This is a genomic window from Cocleimonas sp. KMM 6892 (genome assembly GCF_035798195.1).
Classification (GTDB): domain Bacteria; phylum Pseudomonadota; class Gammaproteobacteria; order Thiotrichales; family Thiotrichaceae; genus Cocleimonas; species Cocleimonas flava.
Window position 1 is genome coordinate 22,113 of the sequence record NZ_JAPFBV010000003.1, and the last position, 14,977, is coordinate 37,089.

15 protein-coding genes are annotated in these 14,977 nt (G+C 40.6%); 4 read left to right on the forward strand and 11 right to left on the reverse strand.

Going from position 1 to position 14,977, the window contains the following annotated elements:
• Positions 1-257 precede the first annotated feature (257 nt).
• The 3 genes from coq7 to OO007_RS09145 form a co-directional block, all read right to left on the reverse strand.
• Positions 258-902, reverse strand: a complete 645-nt coding sequence (coq7, locus tag OO007_RS09135) for a 2-polyprenyl-3-methyl-6-methoxy-1,4-benzoquinone monooxygenase (RefSeq protein WP_325808568.1) — start codon at positions 900-902, stop codon at positions 258-260.
• A 50-nt stretch (positions 903-952) separates the two neighbouring features.
• Complete coding sequence (locus OO007_RS09140; RefSeq protein WP_325808569.1) at positions 953-1,684, reverse strand: thiol:disulfide interchange protein DsbA/DsbL; 732 nt, start codon at positions 1,682-1,684, stop codon at positions 953-955.
• 178 nt (positions 1,685-1,862) lie between these two features.
• Positions 1,863-2,489, reverse strand: coding sequence for a c-type cytochrome (locus OO007_RS09145; protein WP_325808570.1), 627 nt, complete (start codon positions 2,487-2,489; stop codon positions 1,863-1,865).
• Positions 2,490-2,595: 106 nt separating this feature from the next.
• Between OO007_RS09145 and yihA the strand changes: the two genes are divergently transcribed.
• The gene (gene yihA / locus OO007_RS09150; RefSeq protein ID WP_325808571.1) at positions 2,596-3,207 is read left to right on the forward strand and encodes a ribosome biogenesis GTP-binding protein YihA/YsxC; all 612 of its coding nucleotides are present in this window, start codon (positions 2,596-2,598) and stop codon (positions 3,205-3,207) included.
• 365 nt (positions 3,208-3,572) lie between these two features.
• On the opposite strand, the gene OO007_RS09155 is transcribed toward yihA, so the two are convergent.
• Both OO007_RS09155 and OO007_RS09160 read right to left on the reverse strand, forming a co-directional pair.
• Positions 3,573-4,748 carry a trypsin-like peptidase domain-containing protein gene (locus OO007_RS09155; RefSeq protein WP_325808572.1) on the reverse strand — a complete coding sequence of 392 codons (1,176 nt, stop codon included), beginning with the start codon at positions 4,746-4,748 and terminating at the stop codon, positions 3,573-3,575.
• Positions 4,749-4,802: 54 nt separating this feature from the next.
• On the reverse strand, positions 4,803-5,714 hold the full coding sequence (locus OO007_RS09160; protein ID WP_325808573.1) for a DnaJ C-terminal domain-containing protein: 912 nt from the start codon (positions 5,712-5,714) through the stop codon (positions 4,803-4,805).
• Positions 5,715-5,795: 81 nt separating this feature from the next.
• Between OO007_RS09160 and OO007_RS09165 the strand changes: the two genes are divergently transcribed.
• Positions 5,796-6,179 carry a DUF423 domain-containing protein gene (locus OO007_RS09165; protein ID WP_131907328.1) on the forward strand — a complete coding sequence of 128 codons (384 nt, stop codon included), beginning with the start codon at positions 5,796-5,798 and terminating at the stop codon, positions 6,177-6,179.
• A gap of 9 nt (positions 6,180-6,188) precedes the next feature.
• Here the strand turns inward: OO007_RS09165 and OO007_RS09170 are convergent, their stop codons facing one another.
• Positions 6,189-7,058: a YicC/YloC family endoribonuclease gene (locus tag OO007_RS09170; protein ID WP_131907329.1), complete on the reverse strand. Its 870-nt coding sequence runs from the start codon at positions 7,056-7,058 to the stop codon at positions 6,189-6,191.
• A gap of 33 nt (positions 7,059-7,091) precedes the next feature.
• The gene (locus tag OO007_RS09175) at positions 7,092-7,793 is read right to left on the reverse strand and encodes a ComF family protein (protein ID WP_325808926.1); all 702 of its coding nucleotides are present in this window, start codon (positions 7,791-7,793) and stop codon (positions 7,092-7,094) included.
• Between the two features lie 177 nt (positions 7,794-7,970).
• Here OO007_RS09175 and moaC point away from each other — a divergent pair, with 177 nt between their 5' ends.
• Positions 7,971-8,474: a cyclic pyranopterin monophosphate synthase MoaC gene (gene moaC, locus OO007_RS09180; RefSeq protein ID WP_325808574.1), complete on the forward strand. Its 504-nt coding sequence runs from the start codon at positions 7,971-7,973 to the stop codon at positions 8,472-8,474.
• Positions 8,475-8,585: 111 nt separating this feature from the next.
• Here the strand turns inward: moaC and OO007_RS09185 are convergent, their stop codons facing one another.
• The 3 genes from OO007_RS09185 to OO007_RS09195 form a co-directional block, all read right to left on the reverse strand.
• Positions 8,586-9,041, reverse strand: coding sequence for a molybdenum cofactor biosynthesis protein MoaE (locus OO007_RS09185; protein WP_325808575.1), 456 nt, complete (start codon positions 9,039-9,041; stop codon positions 8,586-8,588).
• Positions 9,034-9,282, reverse strand: a complete 249-nt coding sequence (moaD, locus tag OO007_RS09190) for a molybdopterin converting factor subunit 1 (RefSeq protein WP_325808576.1) — start codon at positions 9,280-9,282, stop codon at positions 9,034-9,036. The genes OO007_RS09185 and moaD overlap by 8 nt, the downstream gene beginning before the upstream one ends.
• Positions 9,283-9,356: 74 nt before the next feature.
• Entirely contained in the window at positions 9,357-11,114 is a 1,758-nt protein-coding gene (locus OO007_RS09195; RefSeq protein WP_131907333.1) for a SulP family inorganic anion transporter, read from the reverse strand.
• Positions 11,115-11,518: 404 nt separating this feature from the next.
• Between OO007_RS09195 and nhaB the strand changes: the two genes are divergently transcribed.
• A complete protein-coding gene (gene nhaB, locus OO007_RS09200) occupies positions 11,519-12,991 on the forward strand; it encodes a sodium/proton antiporter NhaB (protein WP_325808577.1) in 1,473 nt (490 codons plus the stop codon).
• Positions 12,992-13,134: 143 nt separating this feature from the next.
• On the opposite strand, the gene glmS is transcribed toward nhaB, so the two are convergent.
• Complete coding sequence (gene glmS / locus OO007_RS09205; protein ID WP_325808578.1) at positions 13,135-14,967, reverse strand: glutamine--fructose-6-phosphate transaminase (isomerizing); 1,833 nt, start codon at positions 14,965-14,967, stop codon at positions 13,135-13,137.
• Positions 14,968-14,977: the final 10 nt, after the last annotated feature.

Below are 14,977 nucleotides of genomic sequence, written 5' to 3' on the forward strand. Positions count from 1 at the left end.
TTTTTAGAGAAGTTTAATTAAGAAGCGTTAAAGAAACTTACACTTCATGAAATAATCATTAGCACATTTATATTATAAATTGCTAACCCGTTACTCATAAATTTATTGCAGCAACTGTAGCTCAGCCCCACAAAAGACGTAATAACAAATCAGCTACTGATTGGAATATTTAACGACACCTGTCAAAAAGAACACCCTCTACTCCTCTAAGGGTTTCTTTGTAATAGACTAGGTAGAAAAGTTTCTAACAGAAAAAGCTATATACGAGCAGACGTTTTTGTCATCACTTTAGATAAAAGTGGCATTAACATTTTCTTAATTGGGAAAGGTAAATCTGCTGCTCCTGCTTCAACAGCGACATCAGCGTGATGTTCTTCGTCAATCTTCATTTGCGCTAGAATTGCTCTACTCGCAAGATCATTGTCGGGGAGTTTATCTAAATGGCTATCAAGATGTCTAACCACCTGATCTTCAGTCTCCTTAACAAAACCCAGGCTCCATTTATCGCCCGCTAGGCCCGCAGCAGCACCTATACCTAAAGACCCTAAATACCAGACAGGACTTAGATAGCTTTTATGAGACCCTAGTTCATCTAAACGTTTTTCACACCAATTTAGATGATCATTTTCTTCCATCGCAGATATATTCATCTGCTGTTTAATCTCTTCAGACTTGGACATAAGCGCCTGACCGCGATAAAGCCCCTGTGCGGAGACTTCACCAGCATGATTGATACGCATCAAGCTTATAGATTTTTTACGCTCATCATCCGTTAAATCAACAGGATTATGTATTTCAGCAGAGGGGTTAGGTCTATCAGTCGTGGGCGCAAGAGTATGAACAGTTCTCAATGCCTGATCTATTTCGTGTAACACTCTATCAACTAAATTCAATGACCTCACAACAATACCCTCAAAAAGGCCCTTGCAGTGAAACAAAGGCCTTTCAATAATTATTTATTTTCTTGTTTAGCAAGAAATCTAAGTACTTCCATTACTTTATCATTACCACCAGCCATATAAGGACTAGTTCTATATTTTCCGTTAATGATAATTGTTGGCACTGACTGCGCCTGAGATGTTGAAGAGATCTCTTGGGCTCGCTTCAATTTAGCCTGAAATGCCATCGAATTTCTAACATTATTCACTTGCTCTTCTGTGAAACCTTGTTGAACGAAGAAACGTGTTACGGCATCTGGGTTTCTTAGACGACGCTTTTGATCATGAATAGCTTGAAAAGCACGGTGTATTAATTCTTTTTCACCTTTAGGATCTAACAGCTCTGCGATAAAAAAAGTATTTGCATCTGCTGACCAGCTAGGATTAAGCATCGCAGGAACTTGTTTAAACTCAACGTATTTTGGATGGTTTTCCTTGTACTTTAAAATTTGTGGCTCTAAAGAATAACAATGTGGGCACCCTAGCCACATTAATTCAACAACCTCTACTTTTCCTGGCTCAGAATCTGTCTGCATTTCCGGGAAGATTTCAACATAATGCTTACCTTCCTCAAACTGAGATTCAACCTTTTTAACTGCTGGCTGAGTTGTAGCAGTTGCTTCTACCGCAGGAGCAGAAACTTTTTTAATCTCTACTTTTTTTGCATCAGATGAAGCCGAGCCACAAGCAGTAATAAATATCAGCGTCAAAGAAGCTAGAAGAGAAGTTTTATAAATTGTTTTCATTAATATCAGTCCTGTTGGTATATATCTATTTAGGACTATGATGATATCGCATAGTTCAACCCATAGAAATAAGGTTTTGATTAACTATTGGTAATGATTGATTTATTATAGACGAAAAAAAAGGCAACAATCGTCACCTCTTTTTACGTGTATTACACTGTGAAAAACTGATTACATTTTAATCACGCAACCCGGAAATATATTCTGCAACTGCATTCATTTCTGCATCAGTCATTTTCAACGCTACATTACGCATCATTTTTCCAGTGTCATTAGCACGTTTTGATGTTTTAAAATTCATTAACTGTGTAACAGTATATTTGGCGTGCTGACCAGAGATCTTTGGAAACTTTGCAGCAGGATTTCCTGAACCTGTTGGCCCATGACATGCGGCGCATGCAGCAACACCAGATGAAACTACGCCACCTTTATAAATAGCTTCGCCTTTAGCAATCATGCCTGGGTTAGCAACACCAGGCTTAGCTTTTACTGAAGAAAAATAAGCAGCTAAATCCGCTACATCATCGTCTGACTTAATGGCTTTTGCCATAGCTGTCATACTAGGATCAACACGTTTGTCTGAACGAAAATCATGCAATTGCTTGGCTAAATAAGCTTCACCCTGGCCTGCTATTTTTGGCCAATCTGGATTAACAGAATTCCCATCTGCTCCATGACAAGCTGCACACGTGCCACTAACCGCTTTACCATTAGCTGCATCAGCTTTCCTTTCAGCTTCATTAGCACTTGCAGTTAGATTGAAACTTAAAGTTGCAACCAAGCCTAACATTACTACTATTTTCATCAAACATACTCCTAAATACTTGTATACTTCTCGCCAACGAATAGCTGGCTCAACTGCCGCGATTTATATCACATCCTTAATCATACATCAAAGACAGAGATCAATTATGAGTGCTTTTTATCAACAAGCTAAATTTTTACAAAGTGCTTCTAGCGTAAATACACTGCCTCCTGAATTTGGTAATGAAGTTGCTTTTGCAGGGCGCTCAAACTCCGGAAAGTCGAGCACTTTAAACAAACTTTGCCAACAAAAAAGTCTTGCACGCACAAGTAAAACACCAGGGCGTACTCAGTTAATCAATTTTTTCGGATTACCAGGAGACAAATTTCTGGTAGACCTGCCAGGGTATGGATATGCAAAAGTGCCAGAAAAAGTCAAAATACAGTGGCAGCAATTCATTGAAATATACTTAACCCAGCGCTCACCTTTAGCGGGTCTAGTGATTATGATGGATATAAGAAGACCCATGCTAGAAAACGACATGAATATGTTGGATTGGGCGAATTCTAGAAATTTACCCGTCCATGTTGTCTTAAACAAATCTGATAAGCTAAAACATGGACAAGCTAAAAGTGCGCTTTTGAAGACACAGCAACAACTAAAACAAATTAATCCTATCTATACAGTTCAAATTTTTTCTGCGCTAAAAGGGGTAGGAGTAGATGAGCTAAAAAAGAAATTAAATATCTGGTTTGAGAACGAACCTGATTACCAATAACAGACACATATAAAAAGAATTAAGAATAAAAACCGGACAGTTAAAAAGCCATAAAAAAACCCCGTGCAGTAGGGGGCTACCGCCGGGGTCAAAATAACAGGTCTGGATTGGGGACACCAAACCTGTGTCCGCAAGGAAAATAAAGAACACCGGGCTTAAGTGTTCATTGTTTTTACTTTCCCTTGCTTGCGGATAAACACAGATAACTGAATATGTATCAAATTAACTGTATGTATCTATAAAACTACAAATTCAAACTTCGTTCAACATCAAACTGATGAAGCTTATAATTACAAGGATAGCTGGCAAATGCATAATCTGCAAGTTTTGACTAAGATTTAGTTATACTATTTACCATCTTTTATTTAATTTTCAACTTCAAAAGAGCCCCAAGGGCTAGCATTTTCGATCTCTGGCTTACTTTCTACCACTGGCTTTCTGCCGATCTCACGATATTTTCCGGCACTTACCTGCCCTACTTCAGCAACACATTTCTTAATCAATCCATTACGGAAATATTCCATTTGAACCTTGGAACCCATACGCAAATTTCCAATAATACTTTTCAAGTTAGAACTATTAGTCACAGTGGTGCCATTAATACGAGTAATTATATCCCCTTCCTGTATTCCTGCTTTATCAGCTGGGGAAAGCGAAACAACGCCAGAAATTAATGCTCCCTGACCATCAGGTAAATTAAAGGCTTTTACTAGCGCAGGTCTTATATCCTGAATTTCAATACCTAGCTGCCCTCTCTCCACACGACCATTTTCAACCAATTGGTCAGTAATATTAATGATCATATCTGCAGGGATGGCAAAACCTATTCCTACATTGCCACCAGATTTACCACCAAGAATAGCGGTATTTATGCCGATTAACTCGCCACGAAGATTAACTAATGCACCACCCGAATTCCCAGGATTGATTGGCGCATCTGTTTGAATAAAATCCTCATAATCTTCGATACCTAAACCTGTTCTACCTAGCGCACTTACGATACCAGACGTAACTGACTGCCCCAATCCATAGGGGTTTCCAATAGCAACGACAAAATCGCCAACACGTGAAGGTTTGCCGGTTGCCACTACCATCGCTGTTAGTCTATCTGGTTGAATTTGTATAACAGCGACATCAGCCTTCAGGTCTTTACCGATGAGCTGAGCATAAAACTGACGCTTATCTTTTAGTGTAACGATGATTTTATCTGCATTTTCAATAACATGTGCATTTGTAACCACATAGCCATTGTCCGCATCAATAATGATACCTGAACCTGTTCCTATGGGTTTACCCGGTTGAGTAGGGACATTTTTACCGAAAAAATGACGGTACACAGGATCCTTTACAGGTGTTCCTGACGAGCCATTCTCAGTAGATATATTTACAACTGCTGGGGTAATCCTCTCTAACATATCTGCTAAAGAAGGCAGTGCCTGACCATTTACTTCTACAGGTAACTTGGCAGAAGCAGTGTTTAAGCATCCCAAAAGTATTACAGTAGTTGTAAAAAATAGTGAAGCAACTTTGTTCAAAAACATCATAAACCCGTTAGATTAGTATTGTTTAACACTTAAATACTCTTGTTTATATGCTTATCGAGGCTTCCAGTCAAATTTCTTCTCCATTTCTTCATAGAATTTTTTATCTTCATCCGTTTCCGCAGGAGGTGTAACAATTTGAATAACAACGAATTGATCGCCACTCAGATTCCCACTACTTTTACCCGGTAATCCTCGGCCTTTTATGCGCATTTTCTTGCCTGACGTAGAACCTGCTGGAATTTTTAACTTCAATTCTCCCGATAACGTTTTGATATTCGCACTGGTTCCTAAAGCCGCTTCCCAAGGCGCTATTGGCAAATCTAAATAAATATCTTTATCTTCTCGCTTAAAGACAGGGTGTTTATTGAATGCTATATGCAAATGCAAATCTCCGCCTGTCGACGCCTTACCTGACAAGCGTATTTTCTTGCCTTCTTCAATACCTTTAGGAATTTTAACCTCAACACTTGAACCATTAGGTAATCGAACACGCTTATTGTTGCCCGCGTAAACATCCTCAAGGTCAACGTATAGTTTCATCACCTCATTAGCGGGTTTCGCTCTTTGCTGATATCTTTGTTGATGTGCCCCTTGCTGATGCCCACCTTGCTGGAAACCGCCGCCGAACATGGATTCAAAAAAATCGCTAAAGCCACCCGTTGAATGACCTCCGCCACCACCTGTAAACTGATTGAAGTCAAAACCGCCGTCCCAACCAGGTGGTGGATTAAAACTCTGACCATTCTGCCAATCCGCACCCAAATTATCATATTGGGCACGCTTGGTTTCATCGCCCAGCACTTCATAAGCCTCATTAACTTCTTTGAAGCGCTCTTCAGCATTGGCTTCCGTACTCACATCAGGGTGATATTTACGAGCCAGTTTACGGTAACTTTTCTTTAATTCCGCGTGATCTATATCACGATCAACCCCAAGAATTTTATAATAATCTTTGTACTGCATTTTATTGTCATTTACCTATGTTTATATTGCTTATATGATGGTATCAACCAGTAAAAATTCAAGCCTCTACTCAGGACAATCATGAAATCTCACAAGCTCTTTATTTCAATCTCAGCACTTTTAGGTCTTCTTGCCGTTGTCATAGGCGCCCTTTCTGCACATGCTATAGACAAAGGGCTTACAACAGAGGCGTTAGAAAGAATTCATACTGCTCAGGATTACCAGTTTTATCATGTTGCCGCGTTATTTGGTGTGGGCATATTAGGGTCACTTCATAGGAACCAATCGTCCATTTTGCTCAAGCTTGCAGGATTATTCTTCTTACTCGGTATCTTGCTGTTTTCAGGAAGCTTGTATGCTTACGCCATTACAGACAACGCACTTTATGGAACAGCAACACCTTTCGGAGGGATGTCATTCATCCTGGGATGGTTTTTCTTGATGCTGTTTGGCTTAACCAAGTAGACCCAATAATTACTCGATATTCATGACCTGCTCGCGCATTTGTTCAATTAACACCTTTAGCTCTACAGCGCCTTTTGTGGTTTCGCCATCATTAGCCTTAGAAGCAAGCGTATTCGCCTCTCGATTCAGCTCCTGCATGAGAAAGTCTAGCCTCCGACCAATTGGCTCATCTCTTTCCAAAACAGCTTTCAATTCCTCTACGTGTGAATCCAAACGATCTAGCTCTTCATCCACATCGAGTCGTTGTAATAAATAAACTAACTCTTGCTCGAGTCGATTTTCATCTACCGCGACATCAATCTCAGAAAGCTTTTTCAATGCTTTCTCACGAACCGCATTATTGACTTCAATTCGCCTTTTTTTTACATCAACAACAATTTCAGAGACCGAGTTGGCTCGAGTTAAAATTAGCGTTTTCAAACGCGCGCCCTCTTCTTCCCTGGATTTGACTAAACCATCTAACGCTTTAGCAAACAGTGTCTTCGCTGCCTCCAGATGAACACTAAGATCATGTTGATTTTCTTCCATGACACCAGGCCAATTAAGGATATCCATCGTTGAAAGCCCTAGCGCTTTTTTAGATAAAAACTCTAATTTATGTTTAGCATCAAGCAACTCTTTAATCGCCTGCTCATTGAGTTGAACGGCACCTTTAGCTTGATTTTCATCGACTTTACAAATCAATTTAGCATCGACTTTGCCGCGCCCCAGCTTCTTTTTAAGCGCGTCTTTAAAGTTATTTTCTTCTGCGTGAAAACCTTCAGGAAGATAGACACTTGCATCTAAAAATCGATGATTGACACTCCGAATCTCCCATATTAAAACGGTATCATCCACCGTGACTTCACAGTTAGAAAATGCTGTCATGCTTTTTAACATCTACGACCTCTGTCATTTTGTTGTTGCTTATGCTCAAATATCTGCTCTAGCAATAGACCAGACACCTACTTTTTCAACGCCTTTCGTTTTTAAAAGCCTTGCCAGCTCATTCGTTGTTGCTCCAGTTGTTATAACATCGTCAACAATAACGATATGCCTGGCAAGAGACGGGCTGATTACATTAAAACAACCTTTTACATTTTTCAGGCGTTGCTGTTTATTCAGATGAGTTTGCGCATCTGTATTTTTGACCCTCTCAACTTTATTGACAAACAAAGGAATAGCCATTGCCTTTGCTATCTCTCGAGAGACTTCCAAAGATTGATTAAACCCCCTCTTTGCCAGCCTTGACTTATGTAAAGGAACAGGTAACAGAGCGTCTGGCTTAGCAGACATCCCGGCATCGGAATGTTTATCCAATATTTCTGAACACAATAAATTCGCTAAAATAGCAGCAGACGATAGTTGCTGCTGAAATTTCATTTGCCCAATCAAATAACTAACCGGGTTTTCATAGTGAAATAGACTTATCGTGTAATCAACCGCTGGAGATGTTTGAATACACTGCCCACACAAAGCATTTGCTGTGGCAGCTTTCTCCAAAGGAATACCACATTGCCCACACGCATATTCAATTCGAGGAAGACTAACCTCGCAGGCTTTACACAATGATATATCCCGCTGAGTAAAGTCACCACAAAGCACACAGTTTGATGTTAAAACAGATAGTTTAATGAATACTCACCAAAAAAAGCCGCTATAAGTAGGGGGGTGTATTAAAAATGCGTATTATATATCTTAGCGATAATTTGAGAACGAGTTTCTACTATAATCGCAAACTAAATAACAAAATGGCACTAGCAACGACTCGGGCAGCAGTTTCGAGAAAGCACAAGAGATAAGGATATTTTAATGAGCAAAACTGAGAAGAATTCAGAAAATACACTGACGCATTTCAACCAACAAGGTGAAGCCCACATGGTTGATATTGGCAATAAAGACATAACTAAACGTGTTGCAGTAACAGAGGGTCGCATCTTCATGAAGGCAGAAACACTTCAACACATTTTAGAAGGCAATAACAAGAAAGGTGACGTGCTAGGCATTGCACGCATTGCAGGCATCATGGGCGCAAAGAAAACACCCGACCTAATCCCGCTGTGTCATCCTCTATCTTTAACGCATGTCGATATCAGCCTCGAAACTCAGCAAGAACCTCCAGCGGTATATTGCAAAACCGAAGTTGCCACAAGCGGAAAAACCGGCGTAGAAATGGAAGCGTTAAACGCAACACAGGTTGCACTATTAACGATTTACGATATGTGCAAAGCAGTAGATAAGGGCATGGTAATTGACGGAGTCAGATTGCTTAAAAAAACTGGCGGAAAATCTGGAACCTGGGAAGCGGATGCTTGATCAAAGAAATCCAAATTCAGGACATCGCACACAGATATCACGAAAAAAGGCATTGAGAAAAACTCACTATAACTGTTTGGAAGTTTAAGGGCTGTATATAAAAAACTAACACTAATATCCTTTAGTGTTTTCCTCTACCCAGCGATCATTTCCCGTGGTAAGCGCTTCTTTTTTCCAGAAAGGAGCCTTATGTTTTAGATCTTCCATGATAAATCTGCACGCATCAAAAGCGGCTCCCCGATGTGCCGACCAAACAGCCACTAACACGATTGATTCTGCGGGAAAAATCTCACCGACTCTGTGAACAATCAACGTATTTTGTAGCGGCCATTTCTTGCTAGCTTCATCGACGATGATATTGAGTTGTTTTTCAGTCATGGCTGGATAATGTTCCAGAGTCATGCTTTGAACATCATCGCCTTCATTGAAATCTCTCATGGTACCGACAAAGTTTGCTGTTGCGCCATATTTTGTCTGGCCTTGCATGCTTTGAGCCTGATACTCGGCTTGCATCACCAAAGGATCGAATGGCGAATCTACAATGATAATTTTGCGCTGACTATCCACCGGTTACTGGCGGAAAGAACGCCACCTCATCGCCATCATTCAATAAAGCTTGCGGGTTTGTATATTCCTGATTGACAGCAACCAGCAGATTATCAGGAAAATGCGTTTGACCCGTTGAATTTACCCACAACTGCTCAACACTTAATGAATGAGAGGACTGATCAGTAGGGATATCGACGACATCTCCACCGCGACCAATCTCTTCTCTTAAACTTGCGAAATATAATACTTTAATACTCATATTGAAAATGTAGCATAAAAAAAGACCTCCGTAGAGGTCTTTCTAGAAAAGCATTTAGCAGGTACCAATAACGACTAACGAGTAATGTGCTGGACCGTAATAATTGGCTCAATATCGATCTCGTCGCCAAATTTTTCTTTGGCAAATTTAGCTGCCAACGTCCTTTCTCGAAAGAAACGGTCTTCACCAATTTTTTCCATCAAGCCAGAACGTGTAAACGCATCAAGCATCGTACGTTTTGCTCTGGCAATATACAATTCGATTCCTGCGACTTCTAATCGCTCAACAATTCTTGCCAACGTTTCTTCACCCGTGGAATCAATCAAATCCACCGATTCAAAATCCAACACCATGACTTTTAAATTAGGCTTTTGGGCAATACTATTCAGCACCTTTCCCTCTAAATACCCTGCGTTGGCGAAGTATAAATCTCCGTCATAACGAAAGATTGACACAGTATCGCTGGTTTTTAGTTCGAATAGTTCAGCAGAGCGCAAACTGCCATCGTCATGTCGCCCTACCTCTACAAATCTTGGGCTCATTGTTCGGTATAAGAATAAACCTAGGGACAAAAGCACTCCCGCCATGATCCCTTTTTCTAGATGCGGTGCGAAAAACAAGGTAGTCATGAATACTGCAACCGCGACAAAACCATCGTGCCGATGGACTTTCCACGCATGTACCACAGGTTCGATCTTGATCAGATAAAACACTGCCACCATGATGACGGCGGCTAAGGTTGCTTGCGGCAAATGATACAGCAACGGCGTTAAATACAATAAGGTAACAGCAACTAGAACGCCCGTAACAATCGAAGAAAGCCCTGTTTTTGCATTAGCTGCAAAATTCACCGCTGACCTTGAGAATGAGCCCGATACTGGATATGCCTGAAACATTGAAGCTACAATATTTGAAAGGCCTTGCCCGACCAACTCCTGATTAGCTGAAAGTCGTTGACGAGTTTCTGATGCAATCGCCTTGGCAACCGATATTGCTTCAACAAAACCCAATAAACCGATGACTGCCGCAGACACAACCAGATCAACCATCTGCCCAAACTCGACATCTGGAATTTTAAAGCCCGGCAAACCACTAGGCACCAATCCGATAACCGCTCCTCCACGAGATTCATAACCGAGAAAGAAAGAAAGCAGCGTACAAATCACCACGGTGATAAGTACATTAGGTAACTTAGGAGCAACCTTCTTCATATAGACAAGGAGAAAAATTGAGAATACACCCATGAGCAAGGTTGTAAAATGCGTTTGGGGGATATCCTGAAACAAGTTAAAGACAGTCACATAGTGATGCTCTCCCTTGACAGACTCCAGACCAAAAATTTTGCTGAGCTGCGAACTGGCAATAATAATAGCAGCAGCGTTAGTAAATCCGACGACAACAGGATGCGAGAGAAAATCAACGAGTATCCCTAAGCGTAGAAAACCCAGTGACGCTTGAAATATACCTACCATGAATGCCAGCGCTGCGGCGTAGGCTAAATAGCCATCTGGGCTTGAAATGGCAAGAGGTTCGAGTGCGGCAGCAGTCATCAATGACACGATTGCCACCGGCCCTGTGGCTAGCTGCATTGATGAACCAAATACTGCAGCAAAAATCACCGGTAAGAACGAGGCATATAAACCCACATAAGCCGGCAATCCAGCCAACTGCGCATAAGCCATCGATTGAGGAACAAGTACTAGAGCAACAGTTAAGCCTGCAATTGCATCTGCTTTAAACGTCTTTGGATCTTTTAAATCACCAATCCATGCTTTAAAAGGAGTGAGCCTGTTAATTAAATTATGCAGGATTGATGTGAAAGCATTTGCCATAGTTTTCTCTATGCTTATTTTTCTTGAAATGCGTCATTCGGTCATAATAAAAAACACTAAAAAGATGGTTAATTATTAGATAAAGAATGCAGCAGCATGACTCTCCTAGCCATTCAAGTTCGCGCGATTATAGTTGATCGACATATTTTTTTCAGTTGTTTTCATTGATCAAAAATAAATACCCAGATGTTCTACCCATACATTGATATATTTCTCTACACTATGCACCCCAATAGGTATATAAATCAGAAATTCCTTAGCAAACAAATCCTCACAAATAGTAAATACCGGAGCACCCTTTTTAAAAACAGGTTTTAAAATACTTATAAAGCATTAATGCATTTAGATACTTTTATTTATTGCCTGCTTTTAACAGTTCACGTATTTCAGGAGCAATCAACAATATGTTGAAAACGATGTTCAGTAGCTTTTTAGGCACCAGTCCGAATTGGTTTAAAATGACTCTGCTCGCTTTTTTAATCATTAGTTTTCCTTTAACGTTGCTATTGGGAAAAATGGTTGCTGGCTGGGCTTTTATTGCCATGTTTATTCTTTCTTTAGCCATGGCACTGAAATGTTACCCATTACAATCTGGTGGATTAATTGCCATAACCTCGATACTGCTAGGTTTAACCACAACCGAAACACTCTGGCACGAAATTCAACAGAATCTTGGGGTAATTATGCTGCTCATGTTCATGGTCAGTTTTATTTACTTTATGCAGCCACTTCTCATTTTTATTTTCGGTAAAATTTTATTAAAAGTTGAGAATAAAATTATATTGTCTCTGATGTTCTCAATTTCAGCTGCATTACTATCCGCATTTCTTGATGCATTAACAGTCACTGCCGTTTTAATCAGTGTTTTTGTCGCGTTGTACGGAGTCTATGAAAAAGTACATTCAACAGCAAATACAGATTTTAACGAAAATGAGGTCTTCGATAACAAAGAAATGGGCGGCGAATCGTTCGACAACTTTCGGGCATTTATTCGCTCACTAGTTATGCATGGCGCTATTGGCACCGCAATTGGTGGCGTTGCTACCCTCGTGGGCGAACCACAAAACCTCCTGATAGGCGAAATTATGGGCTGGGATTTCTTAACCTTTGCCGCTGAAGTTAGCCACGTTTCTATCCCTGCATTCATTGCTGGTTTACTTATCGTTATTGGCACTGAGTTAACCGGCACCTTTGGTTATGGTGGCAAACTTGAACCTAACATTAGAAAGATATTAAAAACCTACATCGAACAACAAAATACCGAAAGAACCCAGAAAGAAGTTTACGCATTAGTCATTCAGGGAATCTGCGCGATATTACTCATATTTGGTTTGGCATTCCATGTCATGGAAGTCGGTCTGATTGGCTTGATGTTGATGGTATTGTTAACTGCGATGACAGGTATTACCGAAGAAAAGAAGATTGGTCACGCTTTTGAAGAATCACTCCCTTTTGTTTCTTTGCTTGTGATTTTTTTCGTGATTGTAGGAATGATTCACGATCAGCACTTATTTACGCCTATCGTCAATTGGGTGCTAACACTGCCTACCGAAGAACAACCAAGAGCATTCTTTTTGGCTAATGGTATTTTATCTGCCATTAGCGATAATGTTTTCGTTGCCACTGTTTACATCAATGAAGTAAAAGCTGCATTTGATGCGGGTAATTTATCTCGTGAGCATTTTGATGCTTTAGCTGTGGCGATTAATACCGGAACGAATTTACCTAGCGTGGCAACACCAAATGGTCAGGCTGCCTTTTTATTCTTATTAACGTCGACACTCGCACCGGCAATCCGATTGGGTTATATGAGAATGGTTTATATGGCGTTGCCGTACACGATAGTACTGACGCTAGTTGGATTATTTGCCCAATAAAAATAAATGGGGCACTCTAAAAAATGCTAAGCCACCCCCCTACTTATAGCCACTTTTTTTAAAAAAGTGGCTATAAGTAGGGGGGTGGCTTAGGAAAGTTGTAACCTGAATTTAAATCAATATCTATTGAATATTAAAGCAGTTTATTCAACCGTTACTGATTTAGCCAAGTTACGCGGTTTATCAACATCCGTACCTTTAAACACTGCTACGTGATATGACAGTAATTGCAAAGGAATGGTATAAATAATTGGCGCAATACTTTCTGGCACCTCATCCATTTCGATAACTTGAATATTATCCTGAGGCGCTATTCCCGACGTTTTATCTGCGAATAAGTATAAAAATCCCCCACGAGATCTAACTTCCTCGAGGTTTGACTTTAACTTCTCTAATAAGCTTGTATTCGGCGCTACAGCGACGATTGGCATTTCACTATCTACCAATGCCAGCGGACCGTGTTTAAGCTCTCCTGCGGGATATGCTTCGGCATGAATATAAGAAATCTCTTTGAGCTTAAGTGCGCCTTCCATAGCCACAGGGTATTGATCTCCACGCCCCAGAAACAGAGCATTATGCTTCTCAATAAAATGCTCAGCCATGACTTCTATCGCTTTATCATGCTCAAGGGCTTGCTCGATCAGTACAGGTAGCTTTTTAAGATCTTCAACTAATGAGGAAACTGCTTCCGACTGCCCGCCTTTCGCTTGCATCAATAAACCGATCAAAAGTTTTAAAGTAACTAATTGAGTAGTAAATGCTTTGGTTGATGCAACGCCAATCTCTGGGCCAGCTATGGTCATCAGAGAGAAATCAGACTCTCTTTGCAAAGAGCTTTCAGCCACATTACAAATACTTAAACTGGCAAGGCATCCATCTTTTTTGGCTTTTTCCAGAGCAGCCAGAGTATCTGCCGTTTCTCCAGATTGTGAAATTGTTACAAACAGCATATTTTTACGCGGCACTTGGCGTCTATAGCGATACTCACTTGCCACTTCAACCTGACATGGAATATCAGTAAGACTTTCCATCCAGTATCTAGCTATTAAGCCAGCGTGATAGCTTGTACCACATGCAATAATCTGTACTTCTTCGACTTGCTTAAGTACCTCTGCAACATTGTCACCCATGATGCATTGTTTAATGCTATTGATATCCAAACGATCTTCTAATGTCTTCTGCACTGCTTGAGGTTGCTCATAAATCTCTTTGAGCATGTAATGACGATAGTCCCCTAGCTCAGACTCTAATGAACATGCATTTGACTGGCGAACTTCTCTCTCAACGATATTTCCATTTTCGTCTTCGATAATGACAGCTTTTAGGGTCAACGTTGCGATATCGCCATTTTCCAGATAGATGAAACGACTAGTCACTGGAAGTAAAGCCTGCACATCAGAACTTATAAAGTGCTCTCCAAAACCTACACCAACGAGTAAAGGACTCCCTTCACGAGCACAGATCAATTCATCCGGGTTATCTGTACTGATCACACCCAGTGCAAAGGCACCTTTAAGTTGGCGAGTGGTTTTCTTAACGGCGTCCAATACATTCTTGCTATTCGCTAAGTTAGACTCAATTAAATGGACGATAACTTCCGTATCGGTTTCTGATTCAAAGGTGTAACCTTTTTCGATCAAACCAGCACGCAATTCTTCGTAGTTTTCTATGATGCCATTATGGACAACAGCAACTCTGTCATTACTCATATGCGGATGCGCATTACGTTCTGCAGGCTCTCCGTGTGTAGCCCAACGAGTATGAGAGATACCGATATTACCTATCTGGGGAGACTCAATAAGTTTCTTTTCAAGTTCGGTAACTTTCCCTAATGCTCTGACTCGTTTAATTGTTTTATCTGCATCTAATAATGCTACACCAGCCGAATCATAGCCTCGGTATTCGAGACGTTTAAGACCTTCAATTAGAATTTCAGTTACTGGGCGTTGAGCGATTGCTCCGACAATTCCACACATTGTATTCTTC